22 protein-coding genes are annotated in these 13,765 nt (G+C 63.1%); 17 read left to right on the forward strand and 5 right to left on the reverse strand.

Annotated features, from left to right (window positions below):
- The first annotated feature begins 47 nt into the window (after window positions 1–47).
- Both F787_RS0114055 and F787_RS0114060 read left to right on the forward strand, forming a co-directional pair.
- Window positions 48–1,606 (forward strand): IS3 family transposase gene (locus F787_RS0114055; protein ID WP_369774285.1). Its coding sequence is split into 2 segments (ribosomal slippage): window positions 48–540 and window positions 540–1,606, totalling 1,560 coding nucleotides; the frame shifts between segments, so codons are not numbered across the junction.
- Window positions 1,607–1,624: 18 nt separating this feature from the next.
- Window positions 1,625–2,440 (forward strand): thymidylate synthase, encoded by an 816-nt coding sequence (locus F787_RS0114060; RefSeq protein WP_231373462.1) that lies wholly within the window; start codon window positions 1,625–1,627, stop codon window positions 2,438–2,440.
- A gap of 278 nt (window positions 2,441–2,718) precedes the next feature.
- Here the strand turns inward: F787_RS0114060 and F787_RS0114065 are convergent, their stop codons facing one another.
- Window positions 2,719–3,003, reverse strand: a complete 285-nt coding sequence (locus F787_RS0114065) for a hypothetical protein (RefSeq protein ID WP_028492596.1) — start codon at window positions 3,001–3,003, stop codon at window positions 2,719–2,721.
- 252 nt (window positions 3,004–3,255) lie between these two features.
- On the opposite strand from F787_RS0114065, the gene F787_RS0114070 reads away from it, so the two are divergent.
- The 11 genes from F787_RS0114070 to F787_RS0114120 all read left to right on the forward strand — a co-directional run bounded on the left by F787_RS0114070 (window position 3,256) and on the right by F787_RS0114120 (window position 8,713).
- Window positions 3,256–3,657, forward strand: coding sequence for a hypothetical protein (locus F787_RS0114070; RefSeq protein ID WP_028492597.1), 402 nt, complete (start codon window positions 3,256–3,258; stop codon window positions 3,655–3,657).
- Between the two features lie 34 nt (window positions 3,658–3,691).
- Window positions 3,692–4,117, forward strand: a complete 426-nt coding sequence (locus tag F787_RS0114075; RefSeq protein ID WP_155989630.1) for a hypothetical protein — start codon at window positions 3,692–3,694, stop codon at window positions 4,115–4,117.
- A gap of 58 nt (window positions 4,118–4,175) precedes the next feature.
- On the forward strand, window positions 4,176–4,829 hold the full coding sequence (locus tag F787_RS16195) for a hypothetical protein (RefSeq protein WP_028492599.1): 654 nt from the start codon (window positions 4,176–4,178) through the stop codon (window positions 4,827–4,829).
- Between the two features lie 57 nt (window positions 4,830–4,886).
- On the forward strand, window positions 4,887–5,543 hold the full coding sequence (locus tag F787_RS0114085) for a hypothetical protein (protein ID WP_028492600.1): 657 nt from the start codon (window positions 4,887–4,889) through the stop codon (window positions 5,541–5,543).
- A 64-nt stretch (window positions 5,544–5,607) separates the two neighbouring features.
- Complete coding sequence (locus F787_RS0114090; RefSeq protein ID WP_051246172.1) at window positions 5,608–6,021, forward strand: hypothetical protein; 414 nt, start codon at window positions 5,608–5,610, stop codon at window positions 6,019–6,021.
- A 115-nt stretch (window positions 6,022–6,136) separates the two neighbouring features.
- On the forward strand, window positions 6,137–6,781 hold the full coding sequence (locus F787_RS0114095) for a hypothetical protein (RefSeq protein WP_028492602.1): 645 nt from the start codon (window positions 6,137–6,139) through the stop codon (window positions 6,779–6,781).
- Between the two features lie 78 nt (window positions 6,782–6,859).
- On the forward strand, window positions 6,860–7,153 hold the full coding sequence (locus tag F787_RS0114100) for a hypothetical protein (RefSeq protein ID WP_028492603.1): 294 nt from the start codon (window positions 6,860–6,862) through the stop codon (window positions 7,151–7,153).
- 3 nt (window positions 7,154–7,156) lie between these two features.
- Window positions 7,157–7,591 (forward strand): DUF721 domain-containing protein, encoded by a 435-nt coding sequence (locus tag F787_RS0114105; RefSeq protein WP_155989631.1) that lies wholly within the window; start codon window positions 7,157–7,159, stop codon window positions 7,589–7,591.
- On the forward strand, window positions 7,591–7,971 hold the full coding sequence (locus tag F787_RS0114110) for a hypothetical protein (RefSeq protein ID WP_028492605.1): 381 nt from the start codon (window positions 7,591–7,593) through the stop codon (window positions 7,969–7,971). Before F787_RS0114105 ends, F787_RS0114110 begins: the two co-directional genes overlap by 1 nt.
- A gap of 60 nt (window positions 7,972–8,031) precedes the next feature.
- A complete protein-coding gene (locus F787_RS0114115; protein ID WP_051246178.1) occupies window positions 8,032–8,394 on the forward strand; it encodes a PilZ domain-containing protein in 363 nt (120 codons plus the stop codon).
- Entirely contained in the window at window positions 8,384–8,713 is a 330-nt protein-coding gene (locus tag F787_RS0114120; protein WP_028492607.1) for a PilZ domain-containing protein, read from the forward strand. Before F787_RS0114115 ends, F787_RS0114120 begins: the two co-directional genes overlap by 11 nt.
- Here the strand turns inward: F787_RS0114120 and F787_RS0114125 are convergent.
- Genes F787_RS0114125 through F787_RS15860 form a run of 3 tightly spaced genes read right to left on the reverse strand, consistent with a single transcriptional unit; the run spans window position 8,700 to window position 10,119 of the window.
- Window positions 8,700–9,212, reverse strand: coding sequence for an ImmA/IrrE family metallo-endopeptidase (locus tag F787_RS0114125; RefSeq protein WP_028492608.1), 513 nt, complete (start codon window positions 9,210–9,212; stop codon window positions 8,700–8,702). The genes F787_RS0114120 and F787_RS0114125 overlap by 14 nt on opposite strands.
- A complete protein-coding gene (locus tag F787_RS0114130) occupies window positions 9,209–9,826 on the reverse strand; it encodes a uracil-DNA glycosylase (RefSeq protein WP_042806047.1) in 618 nt (205 codons plus the stop codon). Before F787_RS0114130 ends, F787_RS0114125 begins: the two co-directional genes overlap by 4 nt.
- Window positions 9,826–10,119: a hypothetical protein gene (locus tag F787_RS15860; protein WP_042806049.1), complete on the reverse strand. Its 294-nt coding sequence runs from the start codon at window positions 10,117–10,119 to the stop codon at window positions 9,826–9,828. The genes F787_RS0114130 and F787_RS15860 overlap by 1 nt, the downstream gene beginning before the upstream one ends.
- 229 nt (window positions 10,120–10,348) lie before the next feature.
- Between F787_RS15860 and F787_RS0114140 the strand changes: the two genes are divergently transcribed.
- From F787_RS0114140 to F787_RS0114155, 4 genes are all read left to right on the forward strand, one after another.
- Window positions 10,349–10,726, forward strand: a complete 378-nt coding sequence (locus F787_RS0114140; protein WP_028492610.1) for a hypothetical protein — start codon at window positions 10,349–10,351, stop codon at window positions 10,724–10,726.
- An 18-nt stretch (window positions 10,727–10,744) separates the two neighbouring features.
- The gene (locus F787_RS16200) at window positions 10,745–11,110 is read left to right on the forward strand and encodes a hypothetical protein (RefSeq protein ID WP_155989632.1); all 366 of its coding nucleotides are present in this window, start codon (window positions 10,745–10,747) and stop codon (window positions 11,108–11,110) included.
- A 168-nt stretch (window positions 11,111–11,278) separates the two neighbouring features.
- Window positions 11,279–11,752, forward strand: coding sequence for a single-stranded DNA-binding protein (gene ssb / locus F787_RS0114150; RefSeq protein WP_019023056.1), 474 nt, complete (start codon window positions 11,279–11,281; stop codon window positions 11,750–11,752).
- A gap of 145 nt (window positions 11,753–11,897) precedes the next feature.
- Window positions 11,898–12,827, forward strand: coding sequence for an HDOD domain-containing protein (locus F787_RS0114155; protein WP_028492611.1), 930 nt, complete (start codon window positions 11,898–11,900; stop codon window positions 12,825–12,827).
- 113 nt (window positions 12,828–12,940) lie between these two features.
- Here the strand turns inward: F787_RS0114155 and F787_RS15870 are convergent, their stop codons facing one another.
- Window positions 12,941–13,708 (reverse strand): TIGR04219 family outer membrane beta-barrel protein, encoded by a 768-nt coding sequence (locus F787_RS15870; protein ID WP_051246187.1) that lies wholly within the window; start codon window positions 13,706–13,708, stop codon window positions 12,941–12,943.
- Window positions 13,709–13,765 lie beyond the last annotated feature (57 nt).

Consider the following 13,765-nt stretch of genomic DNA (forward strand, 5'->3'; position numbering starts at 1 on the left):
TCCCCCACTGTCAGGCTAGTTGGAACCTCACCCGATGTTAGGGTGTTATCAACGACCGGGGGCGAAGAGAGGTTCCTGTGAAGTACTCGGATGAACGCAAGGAGGCGGTGCTGAAGAAGCTGCTGCCGCCGCATAACCGGACCGTGGCTCAGCTGGCCGATGAAGAAGGGATCTCGGCCGCCACGCTGTATAACTGGCGCCGGAAGGCCCGCGAGCAGGGTCGGCTGTTGCCGGACAGCAGCCCGGAGCCCGAGGGCTGGAGCTCCCGGGACAAGTTCAATGCCGTGCTGGAGACGGCGCCCTTGTCCGAGGCCGAGGTGGCGGAGTACTGCCGCCGACGGGGTCTGTATCCCGAACAGCTCCAGCGCTGGCGCGCGAGCTGTGAGCAGGCCAACGATGCCGCCGACGCATCGGCGCGGCAGGAGCGGGAGCAGGTTCGCACTGAGCGCCAACGGTCGAAAGAACTCGAGAAGGAGCTGAAGCGCAAGGAGTCGGCACTGGCCGAGACCGCCGCTCTGCTGACCTTGCGAAAAAAAGCGAACGCGATCTGGGGGGACGAGGACGCATGACCAGCGCCCCGGATCGCGAACAGGCCATCAAGCTGGTCGACGAGGCGCGGGCCGAGGGGGCGCGCCTCGCCCCGGCCTGTGTCGAGCTCGGCATTGGGTTGAACACCTATCGCCGCTGGAAAACCGGTGGCGTCGATGGCCGCCGGCACGCGGTGCGGCCATCGCCGTCCAACGCGCTCACCGAAGCCGAGCGGGACGAGGTCCTGGCCGTCTGCCATCGGCCGGCATGGGCCAGTCTGCCACCGGGGCAAATCGTGCCACGCCTGTTGGACGAGGAGGACCGCTACCTCGCTTCGGAATCCACCTTCTACCGCCTTCTGCGAGCCGCCGGCGAGCAGCAGCGCCGGGGGCGGGCCGCGGCGCCCCACAACCCCGGCCCGCCACGACGGCACACCGCCACTGGCCCCAATCAACTCTGGAGTTGGGATGTGACCTATCTGCCTACCCGGATCCGGGGGCAGTTCTTCTACCTCTATCTCATCATCGACCTGTTCAGCCGGAAGGTGACCGGCTTCGAGGTCTTCGGGACCGAGAGTGCGGCCAACAGCCGCACCGTCATCGAACGCGCCGTGTTGCGCGAGGGCGTGGCCCACCGGCCTCTGGTGCTGCATGCGGACAATGGCAGCGCCATGAAGGGCGCCACGCTGTGCGCCCGTCTGGAGGAACTGGGGGTCACGCGCTCCCACAGCCGGCCCCGGGTCTCCAACGACAACGCCTACTCCGAAGCGCTGTTCCGGACGGCGAAGTACCGGCCAAGCTATCCGCCGGACGGCTTTGACGACCTAGAAGCGGCCCGCCAGTGGGTCCTGGACTTCGTCCACTGGTACAACCACGAGCACCGGCACAGCGCCATCCAGTATGTCACGCCGGCCGAGCGCCATCGGGGCCGGGACCGCCATCTCCTGGCACGCCGCAAGCATCGCTACGAACAGGCCAGGGCTGCCAAACCGGAACGCTGGGGTGGCCGACCGGTCCGTGACTGGACGCCCGTCGAGGCGGTCCACCTCAACCCGGAGCCGGCATTAGAGGCCGCATGACCCAATGTGCCAACTTCCTTGACAGCCACCGTCCTCGAGAAAGGGACGGATCGCCCGGATCGAACCGGCACCGGCACCCGCTCGGTCTTCGGCTACCAGATGCGATTCGACCTGGAGGAAGACTTTCCGCTGGTGACGGTGAAGAAAACGAACTGGAAGGCCGCCGCCCGCGAGATCCTGTGGTTTCTCTCGGGGTCCACGAACATCGGGGATCTGAACGCGACCATCTGGGACGAGTGGGCGGACGACAACGGTGACCTCGGCCCCATTTACGGCCACCAATGGCGCAACTGGGGCGGCCGGCACGGTGAGCCCGGCACCGGCATCGATCAGATCACCGAACTGCTTTACAACCTGCGCTGGTTTCCGGACTCCCGGCGCCACGTCATTTCGGCCTGGAACCCCTCGGACCTGCCGGATGACGATCTCAAGCCGCACGAAAATGCCGCTGAAGGCAGCATGGCCCTGGCGCCGTGCCACACCCTGTTCCAGTTCTATGTCGCGGACGGAAAGCTGTCGTGTCAGCTATACCAGCGGTCGGCGGACGTCATGATAGGGGTGCCCTTCAACTACGCCGGGTACGCCCTGCTGATCCACCTGATCGCGCAGGCCGTGGGCCTGAAGCCCGGGGAGTTCATCCACACGCTCGGTGACGCCCACATCTATCACAACCACTTCGAGGCGGCGGAGACCGTGCTGGACCGTGAGCCCCGGCCACTGCCGAAGCTGCACCTGAACCCGGAGGTCACCGACCTGTTCGCGTTCGGGGAAGACGACATTCGGGTCGACGGCTATGATCCGCATCCGGCGATCAAGCTGCAGGTAGCGGTTTGAGAGACCGTAAGCGCGCAATCTCGCTGGCGGACCTGCGGCGTCTGGCGCACGATCTCGGTCTGACGCGGGAGCAGACGGCGGAACACCTGGGGCTTTCCCGCCGCCAGCTGGCGGTGTGTCTGCGGGAAGTCGACCCTTATGGTCAGGTGGCATGGCCAGGTGAGCTTATGGTGAAGACCCGGCCTCCCCGCCCTCGCCGGCCGGAAGTGGCCGGCCTCCCTGTCATTTCAATCTAAAAGGGGAGGGCTCTAAGACGGGACGCAGAGCGCGCACGTCCCTCAGTTATCCTCTTCGTCCTCTTCGAACAGGTGGTCCATTTCGCCCCCTTCCAGGTCCTCGAGCATCCGGCTCACCACGCGATAGATTTCACGCACGTCGGGAAGATCGCCGCCGGAAAAGAACACCTCCATCTCATCAATTTCGTTGCGCTCGACGACGACTTCCGCATTCATCAGGGACGGATAGTTCAGAAGGAAATCGGAAGCCAGTGCGCGCTCCTCAACTTCCTGGACGTGATCCGGCGGCGCATAAATAGGGCAACGGATCGTCAGGGCTTCGGGCATGGCATTCAGTACCGTATGGATTCAGGGTTCAGTTTACCGTCCGGGGGCAAAAACGCCATTTTCGCGGGCGCGAAACGCGCACGGGGTTTGACGGATTTCGCCGGAAACGGTAGCGTCCGAGGCAGTAACCACCCAACGCCTGGGTAACGGCGGCGGACTTCGGTCCAGGGGCAAAACGCCCAACATCTTATCACCCAACGGGGTCACGGTACCCCGGCGGGTGCGTGACCCCTTTTTTATGGAGGTCACGCCATGAGCAGTCCACTCCGTGCGATCCCCCCGATCGCACCGAATATCCAGGACCACATGATCACGGTCCCGGTGACATCAAAGACGGGGATCTCGACCGCCATCGTGATCGAGATTCCCAAGCAGGTCCTCTTCACGCTCGCGGTTCACCATTACACCGGTTCGATGCCGGCGTACTGGCCCGTGGCGGAAACGGACGGCAATTACACCTACCTCGAATACCGAGGTGGGGATTGCTGGTTCGTTCAGCCGTCCCGCGTGCGTTCGTCCCACTTCACCTCCGAAGTCTGGGACGCCGAAGACCTGGTTCCCATGACCCTCCACCAGACCCGAAGGATTCTCTTCGAAATCGCGGTGGAAGGGTTTTATGGGACGGCGGCACCGCGCCGTCGTCGCGCTTCCTGAGTAGTTTCCCCGCGGCTCCGGGGTCTGTTGATTCATGCAGACCCCGGGCCGGGGGTCTGCTTGTCTGGAGGTCGCCATGAAAGCGTATCGCCATCACCTGGGGTCCCTGATCTGGGTCCGGTCAATCAACGAACAGGACCGGATTCTCACACGGCACCTGGAGGATATGACCCTCTACGTCCCCGAGGAGGAGATCGAATTGATCACTTTCAAGGACGACGAACCGATTCGGAATCCGATCGGCACGCCCGACGAGCAGTGGCATTACGGCATCAGGAAACTGCTCGACAACACGGCGGTGGCCTACTTCATGCCGTCCGAGGACGGCATCCAGTGGTGCCGCGACCGCATGGGTGCCGAGTGCCGGACGTTCGAAGAAGCTCTTCGAATGCTGGCTCGGGTCGTCCTTCGTGAAAACGGAGGGCGGATCGAACCGGGTCACCGCGAAAAGGTGGCCTGAAGACATCCATTCAATCCAGCCCCGGAGGAGGCTCCGGGGCTCTTTTCAGGAGAGAAACATGAAACAACAGCACGAAAATCTCGTGAAAGACGTCATCAAACGACTGGCAGCACACCAGATGACGATTGAAAAGGACGAGAGCGAGTACCGGAGCATCCGGTTCAGCGCCCCGAATACCGTCATCAACAGCTTCACGCTGACGACGTGGCCGGGGTATATCGCCATCAGCGGCGACCTGGGCACCTATGTGTTTTGCCGGCTGCCCGATATGTTCGAGTTTTTCCGGCAAAGCGCTCATGGGGACCCCATGACGTTGTTTTTCCGGCAAGGCGCTCATGGGGACCCCATGACGTTGTCGCTGGGATATTGGGCGGAGAAGTGCGTTGCTGCCGATTCTCAGCACGGCATCCGTCACTACTCCCCCGAGAAATTCGAGGAAGTGGTCATGGAGTTCGCCAGGGATGCCGCCCCCGAGGTGGAAAATCCGAAAGGCCTTCTTCGGGCGGTCGAGGATGATCTTTTGCCGTTCGCGGACGAAGGGGAAGCCCGGGGCCGCGATGCCGTCCACAACTTCGAATACGAAGGCAAGGAAATCTTTACGGAATTCTGGAAAGTGCGCCTTGAGGAATATTCGGAAGGATTCATCAAGGCCTGCGTAGCGATCATCTGGGGGATCCGTCAGTACGACGCCCAGCGCAGCCAGGCCACGTAATCCCAACCACCAACCATGCCCGGGGGAGGCCCCGGGCTTCATTTCAGGAGAAACATCATGTTCTACGAAGACAACACCCTGCCCCTGAACGCTTGGGGCAAGCTGACCCACACCGCCGATGCGGAGGGTCTGGATCGGATCGAGAACGATCTGAAGATGGCCCAGGGCTTCGGGGATGATCTCGATGCACTGCCCATGGCCGCCCTCGTGCGCAACGAAGACGGCGCCCTGGAGGTGTCCACTCTGCGCGGTGCGCAGATCCTGGAGGAGCTGGTGAGCGGGTACACCTGCTTCGACGCCGTCTGGGAGCTGGGGTCGCGAGCCGAATGGGAGTTCGAGCGGACTTCCTGGGGCCTGGCGGCCGGCACCGTCCAGACCATCATCCAGGATGATGGGATGGCCCTGTACCGGCCCATGCTGCACGAAGCGGTGGCCCGTCGCGTGCGGGGCTGCAAGGCCTTCGCCGAGCGGGGTCCGCTGAGTGACAGTCTGGATGCCGCCATGGAGTGGCTGGAGGACGTGGCCGATCACGATCTGGTCGACATCGATCCGATTGAGCTGAAGAAGGGTCGCGAAGCGGCGCTTCGGATGTTCATCGGGCAGGACCTGGAACGCGCCCGCCAGCTGGCGGACGTGAACCGGGATGAAGACCCGGCCATGGCCGGGATGATGCCTGCCGGTGTCGTTTCGTTGGGCGATCGTGCCCACGCCTGAAGGTTATTCATTCAACGTAAACGCCCCTCGGTACAGGACCGAGGGGCCCTTTTAGGAGAAAGCCATGTCCAGGCAGTCACAGAAGGACACGATCACCGTGGGCTTCGGTCGGAAGGAAATTCCGTTGATCATCGCAGCCCTGCGGGCGATTCAAGAAATGTTCCATCAACGCCCCGGGTTCCGGGAACTCTGCGAATGGGAGCTCTTGAGCTTCGGGCAGATCGACGAACTCTGCGAGCGGTTGAACTTCTCGCCAGAAGCCCGCCTGGAGCTCGATCCGATCGAGCGCAGTACGGTCCACTTCGCACTGCTCATGTGGCAGCAGTGGTCGGCGGATCAGCCGCACAAGGTGACGGTCACCCGGGAAATCCTGGGGGAAGAACCGGACTGGGTGAGCGACCCGCACCATGCGTCCGTCATCAAACATCGCCTGCGTGACGTCATTCATCCCGTAGATCGGGATCCGCTGTCGGGCTGATATTTCACGCCGAAACCAACGACATGCCTCGATAACGAGGCGTTGTCCCATCCTGGTATCACCACAACGCCCTACCGGTATCACCGGGAGGGTTTTTTAACGGAGGACGTGAAGAATGGAGAACCACGACCATCACCATCAGGTCGGTCTCCCCGAGTGGGGTGTGACCGAAGAAGAAGCACGGGAAACCGTGGAAGCGATGCAGTCTGCGGGCTGGCGGATGCCGGAGCCCGAAGAGGCGCCGGAAAAGGATCCGGCCGTCCAGCAGCGGGCCGCCTGGAACGCTGTTCGCAAGGCCCACTGGGCATGGGCCTGGCTGGCCCTCGAGCGAAACGACTGGGAGGCCCTGCGGCGTCACAAGAAGATGGCGGAGCGGGCCCGCAATGCCGCGGACCCGATGATCGCCGCGGTCATGGGTGGCCCCTTGGAGGATCCGCCGGCCGACGCCGTGGCGTCCGGCCAGACCGTCACGCCGCATCAGGCGGCGGAGGCGGAAAAGGCCGTCATGTCGGCCATCCGAACCCGGCACCGGGCGAAGAAGAAAGCCACACCGGCACGTAAGGCCAAGTCGCCCCGCAACGACCGCCAGCGTCGCATTCGGGCGTTGCTGGAAAGCAACGGGCCGATGGCGGAAGACGACCTGCTGCAGCAGATCGGTCGGGACTTCGATCTGGACCGTGATGGTGCAAAGCGGGCCATCCTGTCCGCCCTGCGGGACGAGGTGATCGCCCGCAACCGCAAAGGAGAATATCTCCTCTGAGCGACACCCCTGGCCCATTCGGGTCAGGGGTTTTTTTGTGCCAAAAATCGACAGAAAAGCGCGGTCAGGTAACATCCCATGCAGCAATCCGAACAGGAGATCGGGCGTATGCCGTTTCAGGTTGAAATGCCGGACGTCACCAAAGAGCCTGGAGACCAGCGTGTGCATCCCGGCGACATCGGGCCTCGCCTGATGGCTGAGGAGATCAAAGTCACGTCCATCGCCCGAACCTCGGCGGGTAAATTGATGCTCCGCGTTGCCGGGGACCCGGATACAATGGATGCGATCCGGGATCGTGTCCTGTCCGTCTTGCCTGCGATCGAGGCATCGGACATCGCGATCCACGAGGACGAGGAAGCGGAGGCGAGCTGAAGGATGGCGCGACTCACACCCCGACACCTGGGTAGCATCATCCCCGAAGAGCTGGCGGGTATGGTGGATCGGGAGCGGGGACTGATCGACGTGCTGCGCCCCCTGTTCCCGGACGGCCTGCGAACGGGCGATCTCCAGCCCTCGCTGCGCGGCAAAACCCTGGTGATGGTCTGCCGGACGCGGGCACTGGCAACCGAGATCCGGTTTCAGGCGCGCGAGATCCGCTCCACGGCGGAGGCCGCCGGGTTCCCCGTGGACGAGGTCCTGACCCGGCTGACCAACCAGCGGCCCGCGGTATTCGATTCGCCGAAGGAAATGCCGAAGCGGCACATCCCCGATACCGGACGGGAACGGCTGGCCGAGGCCGCTGAAACCATGGACGATCCACGTCTGGCGGGCGCCCTGCACCGCCTGGCGAACGCCGCAAAGGAACAGTAATGGAGCAACACGGTATCCCGAGAACCATCCCCGACGCCTTCCGCCAGGTCTTCACCTTCTGGCCGCACCACCCCGTGCAGTGGGTCACCTTTGTCTTTCTGATCGGTGTCGGCGCCTGGGCCGTACTGGTCGAGCAGTTCATCGCGGCCGGCATGCACATCGCGATCCTGTTCTGGATCCTGTGGGTTTCGATGGCCGTGAACCCCTATTCCGCCAGCGATCCCACGGTTCCCGTGTTCGAGCATTTCCGGTCGCCCGGCTATTGGGTGATGCTGTTCGGGGGTGTTCTGGCGATTATCGGTCTGCAAACCGTGATTTTCGGCTGGCCGGGGTGGGAGGCTTTCATGCCCACCTCCGGGCCACTCGCGCCGGACGGCTGACAACGCGAACGAAGGACGCGATAATGTCGCCACCGACCACGGACGGAAGGAGGCAGCCGGATGCTGCGATCCCCTCTGGATTACCCCGAAGACACGTCTGCCACGGATCAGCCGATCCGGCGACACCACCCCCGTATCCCGCTCAACGTGACCGTCACGGTGACCGACCGGGACGGACAGGCATTCACCCTGTTCACCCGGGACATCTCACAGGGCGGGGCTTTCCTCGTCTGCAACCTCTGCGGCCCGAAAGAGATCGCACGGCTCAAGCGTCTCGAGGTCGGCGAAGAAGTCTGGATTCAGGCGCAGGAATGGGGCGAGCAGGAAGAAGCGCCCATCGTGTGCGCGCGCGTTGTGCGTCAGGAGGTCGGGGGGCTTGCCATCCAGTTTCAGGAGGAAGAGGACGAACACCATGCTTTTTGACGACAAGGACCATCCCGACCGCAGCCACCCTCGAATCCCCATGAGCGTGCCGGTCCTGGTGACCGACGTGCAGGGACGAACCTTTCATCTGGAAACCCGGGATCTTTCCCACGGGGGCGCGTTTCTCGAGTGGAGTGACTGCGATGCCCCGGAGCTACCCAAGCTGAAGACCCGCGAGCCGGGCGAACGGCTGGCCGTTCAGCCGGCGGAGCTCGGCGATCCACCGGATGTTTCACTGGATCAGACGCCGGAAGTGCAGGCGGAAATCGTTCGGGTTGAAGATCACGGCCTGGCCGTGCGTTTTCTTAACGAACGATAGACGACAGGCCGGCATCCGCCATCTGGTACGCCAGCACCTCCGACGGCACGAGGAACAGCGATTCGAGCGAAGGCACCGTCTCTCGCTCCAGGGCCTGAACCAGCTCGGCGCGCGGCACCAGCAACTCCGCAGCGAAGCGCGACGCGGCCCGAATGCAGGGGGCCGCCTCGGGCTCCGGCGCAAAACGTGCCTGCCCGACCGAAGGGACAGAATGCCCCAGGGTCAGCATTCCAATGGACCACGCGGTCCACAGACGGGTGTTCGTCGTCGAGCACTCGGCGGGGAGCCGCAGCTGGATGTCCTGCGGGCCCCGGGCATCGAGCCAGACCCGCCTCTCCGTCGCGGATACCTCGACGGCCAGAGCAAGGTTCGCGTCCGTCTGGATGATCTCCGTGATGGGCTCCAGTGGGACGGGCAGTGTTCCGTCCCAGACCAGCGAGCGCAGATAGTCCGCGCAGGCCTTGACCCCGCCCTGTGGCAACGGGGTATGCGTGTTCACGCAGCCACCGCCCGATTCAGGAACCCGGCCACGCGGATCGCATCCCGACCCAGTGCCGCGATCGGTCGACGCCCGAGGGCCCCGTCGAACTGGCGGTTCCAGGCCAGTCCGCTCGTGTGAGGCATTGGAACGACCGGGATCGAGCGGTAGGCCGGCAAGGCACGATCCATGGATTCGGTGGCCCCCATTGCCCGGGAGACGATGGTTTCGACCTGCGGGAGATAGGCCCCGCTGCGGATGTCACCACCGGCCAGGATCCGGCCCGCGGTTTCGCCGACCGCGAGAATCACGGAAGGCCGCTTGGTGTCGAGCGTCTGATCGAGACAGCCCATGCAGGTGTCGATTTCCGCGGCTCGCGGGCGGCGGTTGTCCGGTGGCCGACACCGAACGATGTTGGCCCGGGCCCAGGACTGCCGGGAGAGCCCCAGCGTCGTGGCAATCTCCTTTTCCAGCGTCTTGCCGGCGGCTCCGATGAAGCCGACCCCATGGGCATCTTCATCGGCCCCCGGCGCTTCACCGACCGCCAGCAGGCCGCCATCCGGACCGTCCGGCAGCACGACCTGAGTGCGGCCATTATGCAGTTCGCACGCGATGCAGTTTCCGGCGCAGCCCATCACGCCGCCCTCCCCTGTTCGAAGGAGACGCGCTGCGCGCCCTCCAGTGCCCGCCGGGCGTCATCCTCGCCCAGCACGCGGACCAGCCAACGCGCCTGGCCGGCCGGGGAACGACGAGTCAGTCCCGCCATCAGGGATTCGATGGTGGGCGGGACGGCGGTATCCCCGGTCAGCCGAGCCGACTCCGGCAAGGACTCCGGCCCGATCGCCTCGATGAGATTCCGGATCAGGCCGAGACGAGACCCTTCCGGGACCGACCCGGCCAGGGTGTTCAGTGATGCATCGTGTTCCATTGAGATCCTCTCCTTTCCTTGCGCACCCGCCTGGTGCGCTGTTTGCGAAGTGTACCGATTTCGAGCGATGGATGCCGCCCGATCTGCGCCGCGCATTATAGGCAAACGACACAGGTACGCGATTTCTTTTGCAGGCGTCCGGATTGGCTGAACCGGCCCCGTGAAAAAAATCGCGTAAACAATCCGATTCGATACACTCGGGGCAAATAACAGGCATCAGGAGGGCACGATGCTGAGCGCCCGAACCACGGAAATCATCGAACAGGGAAAAAGCCCGGTGGAGGTGCTGCCCCTGCATCTACCCGAAGGGCAAAAGGTGACCGAGCTGGCCGTGCATTGCAATGAATGCGGGGAGCAGGTGCCAACGGAAAAGACCCGCATCCTGCACCGTACGCCGGTCGCCGACACCCACGTTCTCGAGAGCGCCGGGATCTGCGACGAATGCCGGGTCGTCACCACCGCGTATCACCGGGTGATGCCGGACGGCCGCCTTCAGTGGGTCGAGAACGGCCGCTGGGTCCAGACCCCTTTTTTGCAGGAACAGCCGATTCCCTGGTGGGACATCGATCGGCGCATTAAACGCACGATTCGCAAGTTGAAGAGGTAAACAATGGCAAGCATCAAGATGACCGGCGCCGAGTTCCGGCGCTTCTACGACGACGAGGAGTGGTGGCCGGAAGGCGTGTTCCATGATGAGACGATCATCGAGTTCCGCAATGCCGGGCAGAAAGAGTGGCGCGAGGAGGAAAAGTGGCTGGATGCCACGGATCAAATCCCCGACGACGCGGAAGTTCGGATCACGGATGGCTATGTGGCACGCGACATCGGTGAAATCCATCCTGACGTGATCGGTTCTTTTCAGACGTACGTCAAGCGGTGGCGCAAGGAAGAGAAACGCAAGTCCGAGGTTCGGATGACCATTCGGGTGCCGGCCGAAAACGCGGATGCCATACGCGAAGCGGTACGCAAGGCGGGTGGAAAAATTTTCTGAAAATCGGGTTTCAAAAAATCGACAAGGCGATCATCTTTGCTACGATGAATCCATCGGCGTTGCAGGACGGGGAATGAACCACCGGAATGCACCGCCCGGCCCCTACGGTTAATGCCGGGTGGAAACGTCGATACCTCGTTCAAAAGCAATGCAGAAGGAGTCATCAAAATGGCAAAAGGCGTCAACAAGGTCATCCTCGTGGGCAACCTCGGGGCCGATGTCGAAAAGCGCGAAACCCCCGGCGGCACGTCCGTCGCGAACATGCGGATCGCCACGACCGAACAGTGGACCGACAAACAGAGTGGGGAGAAGCGCGAGAACACCGAATGGCATCGCATCGTGATGTTCGGCCGTCTCGCGGACATTTCTGCCCAGTATCTGGGCAAGGGATCGCAGGTCTACATCGAGGGCAAGCTGCAGACGCGCAAGTGGCAGGACCAGTCCGGCAACGATCGCTACACCACGGAAATCGTGGCGAGCGACATGCAGATGCTCGGTCAGCGCGGCGGCGGTGGTCAGGATACCGGCAATGCCGGCGGTAACACGGCTCCGGCAGCCAATGCGCAGGCCGGTGGTGATGACGGCGGGCCGAACTATTCGGCTGCGGGTGGCCCCCTTGATGATGACGACGTGCCGTTCTAACAGGTACCTGTTCGAAGGTGTAAAGAGCCGTATAAAAGGGGGCCACTGGCCCCCTTTCTTTTTGCCTAACGAACGTGGGGTCGTCGCGTCGTGTGGTTGCCGGGTACAATCCGGACGACTTGGAACGCCGAGGGAGCAAACAGGAATGGATCACCGAGAAATTCAGCTGGGGAACCGGCGCAGGGACTTTGTGAAAGATGTGTTGGGTAATCAGGAATCAGGGCGGGGCGAAGTCCGGGAATTTCTGGAGCTTATCCGCAGCAAGGTCCAGAATAATCGCATTCGGGTACCGGTTTTTCCGTCCAATGCGGCGGAAGCCCTTCGAGCCTTTGAGGCGGATGAGTACGATATCGCGGAGGTGGCGCGCATCGCGCAGAAAGACCCGGGAATGAGTGCTCGCCTGATACAGCAAGCCAACAGCCCCGCCTATTGCGGTATGGAGAAGGTGCCAACCGTCAAGATGGCCATCACCCGTATGGGGCTGTCGCAAGCACGCCGCAGCATCATGACGATGGCGATGAATGCCGTGTTCCGGCAAGACCACGACCCGGTGGTAAACGACTACATCAACGCTTTTTGGCGCCACTCGATTCAGGTCGCCGCCCTGTCGCACCTGCTGGCCCGGTGCTTCGACCACCTGGACGCGGATAAGGCACTGCTGACCGGGTTAGTACACAACGTGGGCGCCCTGCCCGTTCTGGCCGAGATCAATCAGTACCCGGTGATCTATCGCAACGAAGAACTGCTGTACGCCGTCTGCGCGTTTATCCACGAAGAACTCTCGGCCCTCGTTCTCCAGCGATGGAATTTCGATTCCGAGACCATCCAGGCCGTGGCCGGGTACACCGATGTCGAACGATCGCCGTCCGAAGCGGACCCCGTAACCTATCTGGACGTCCTGCAGGCCGCGGACATCGAAAGCCGGCCGCCCAAGGGATCACCGCTCACCCACTGGCAGGAGCAGACGGGGAAAACACTGCCCGCCGTCCAGCGCGTTGCGCAATCCAGCGACGGCGAGTTGGATTGGGAGAAAGATCGAGCGGGCATGCAGGCGATCAACGCCATGCTGGCCTGACCCCTGCCAACGCCATGCTGGCCTGACCCCTGCAAAAAAAAGCCGTGGCGGATAAGCCACGGCTAAGCTCCCGGAAAGGATGGGAGGAGAGAAGATCCCGCGGGCCCGTTCGATCAGAAAGTCATGCGCACCCCCGCGTAAGGGCCGTCCATTCGAATGTCCGCGGTCACATCATCGAGGTCGTCGATGTCCAGCCTGAATTCCCGGTAACCAAGCTCCAGTCCGACCCCCGAGTCGAAGGTGTATCGGGCCGCTGCCCGAAGATCCCGCAGCATGTGGCCGTCATAGCCGATGGCACTGCCCTCGCCTTTCAGCGACACACCGGTCAGCGGAAGATCCACCGTGCCGCGCGCATAAAGCATGGGGACCGGAGCGGAAAAGCTCGATTCGCCCCGAACGCCGTAATCCCCTTCGGCTTGCACGCTGCCGTCGAAATGCCGCACATGGACGCCCAGATCCAGATCCACCGTCGGCATCCGATCGAGGATGCGATAGGAAAGGATCAGGTCGGTCATATCGAGATCGAAATCCGTGGCGACATCCGAACCGATCTGGAACGTCTCGCCGGCGAACTCGCGTTCAGCGGTCACCTCACCGTCCCCGTCGGTCGAGAATCGCGAATGGCGGGCCTGGACATTGGGAACGAACGGGATGCCATGGCGCAGCTCGAATTCACCCTGAAAGGCGGTGCTGCGATCCATGCCAAGGCCGTCTTCCGAACCGCCCAGGGACCATTCGTCGCCCTCGTGCTGGATGTCGCCGCCCGGCGAGGCGGCCCAGCCCTGGCCGCCGATTTCGATGTCGACCGCGGTCGCCGGGGCTGCGGCCGCGGCCAGGATCAGACCAGCGCCCAGTCGGGAGAGAACATGGAATTTGGGCATAACAGCCTCCTTGCTATCGTTGGTCGCGGGCCGTCGCGAGATTCGAGTGAGTTCCGG

The sequence above is a fragment of the Thioalkalivibrio sp. ALE19 genome (genome assembly GCF_000428605.1).
Taxonomy (GTDB): domain Bacteria; phylum Pseudomonadota; class Gammaproteobacteria; order Ectothiorhodospirales; family Ectothiorhodospiraceae; genus Thioalkalivibrio.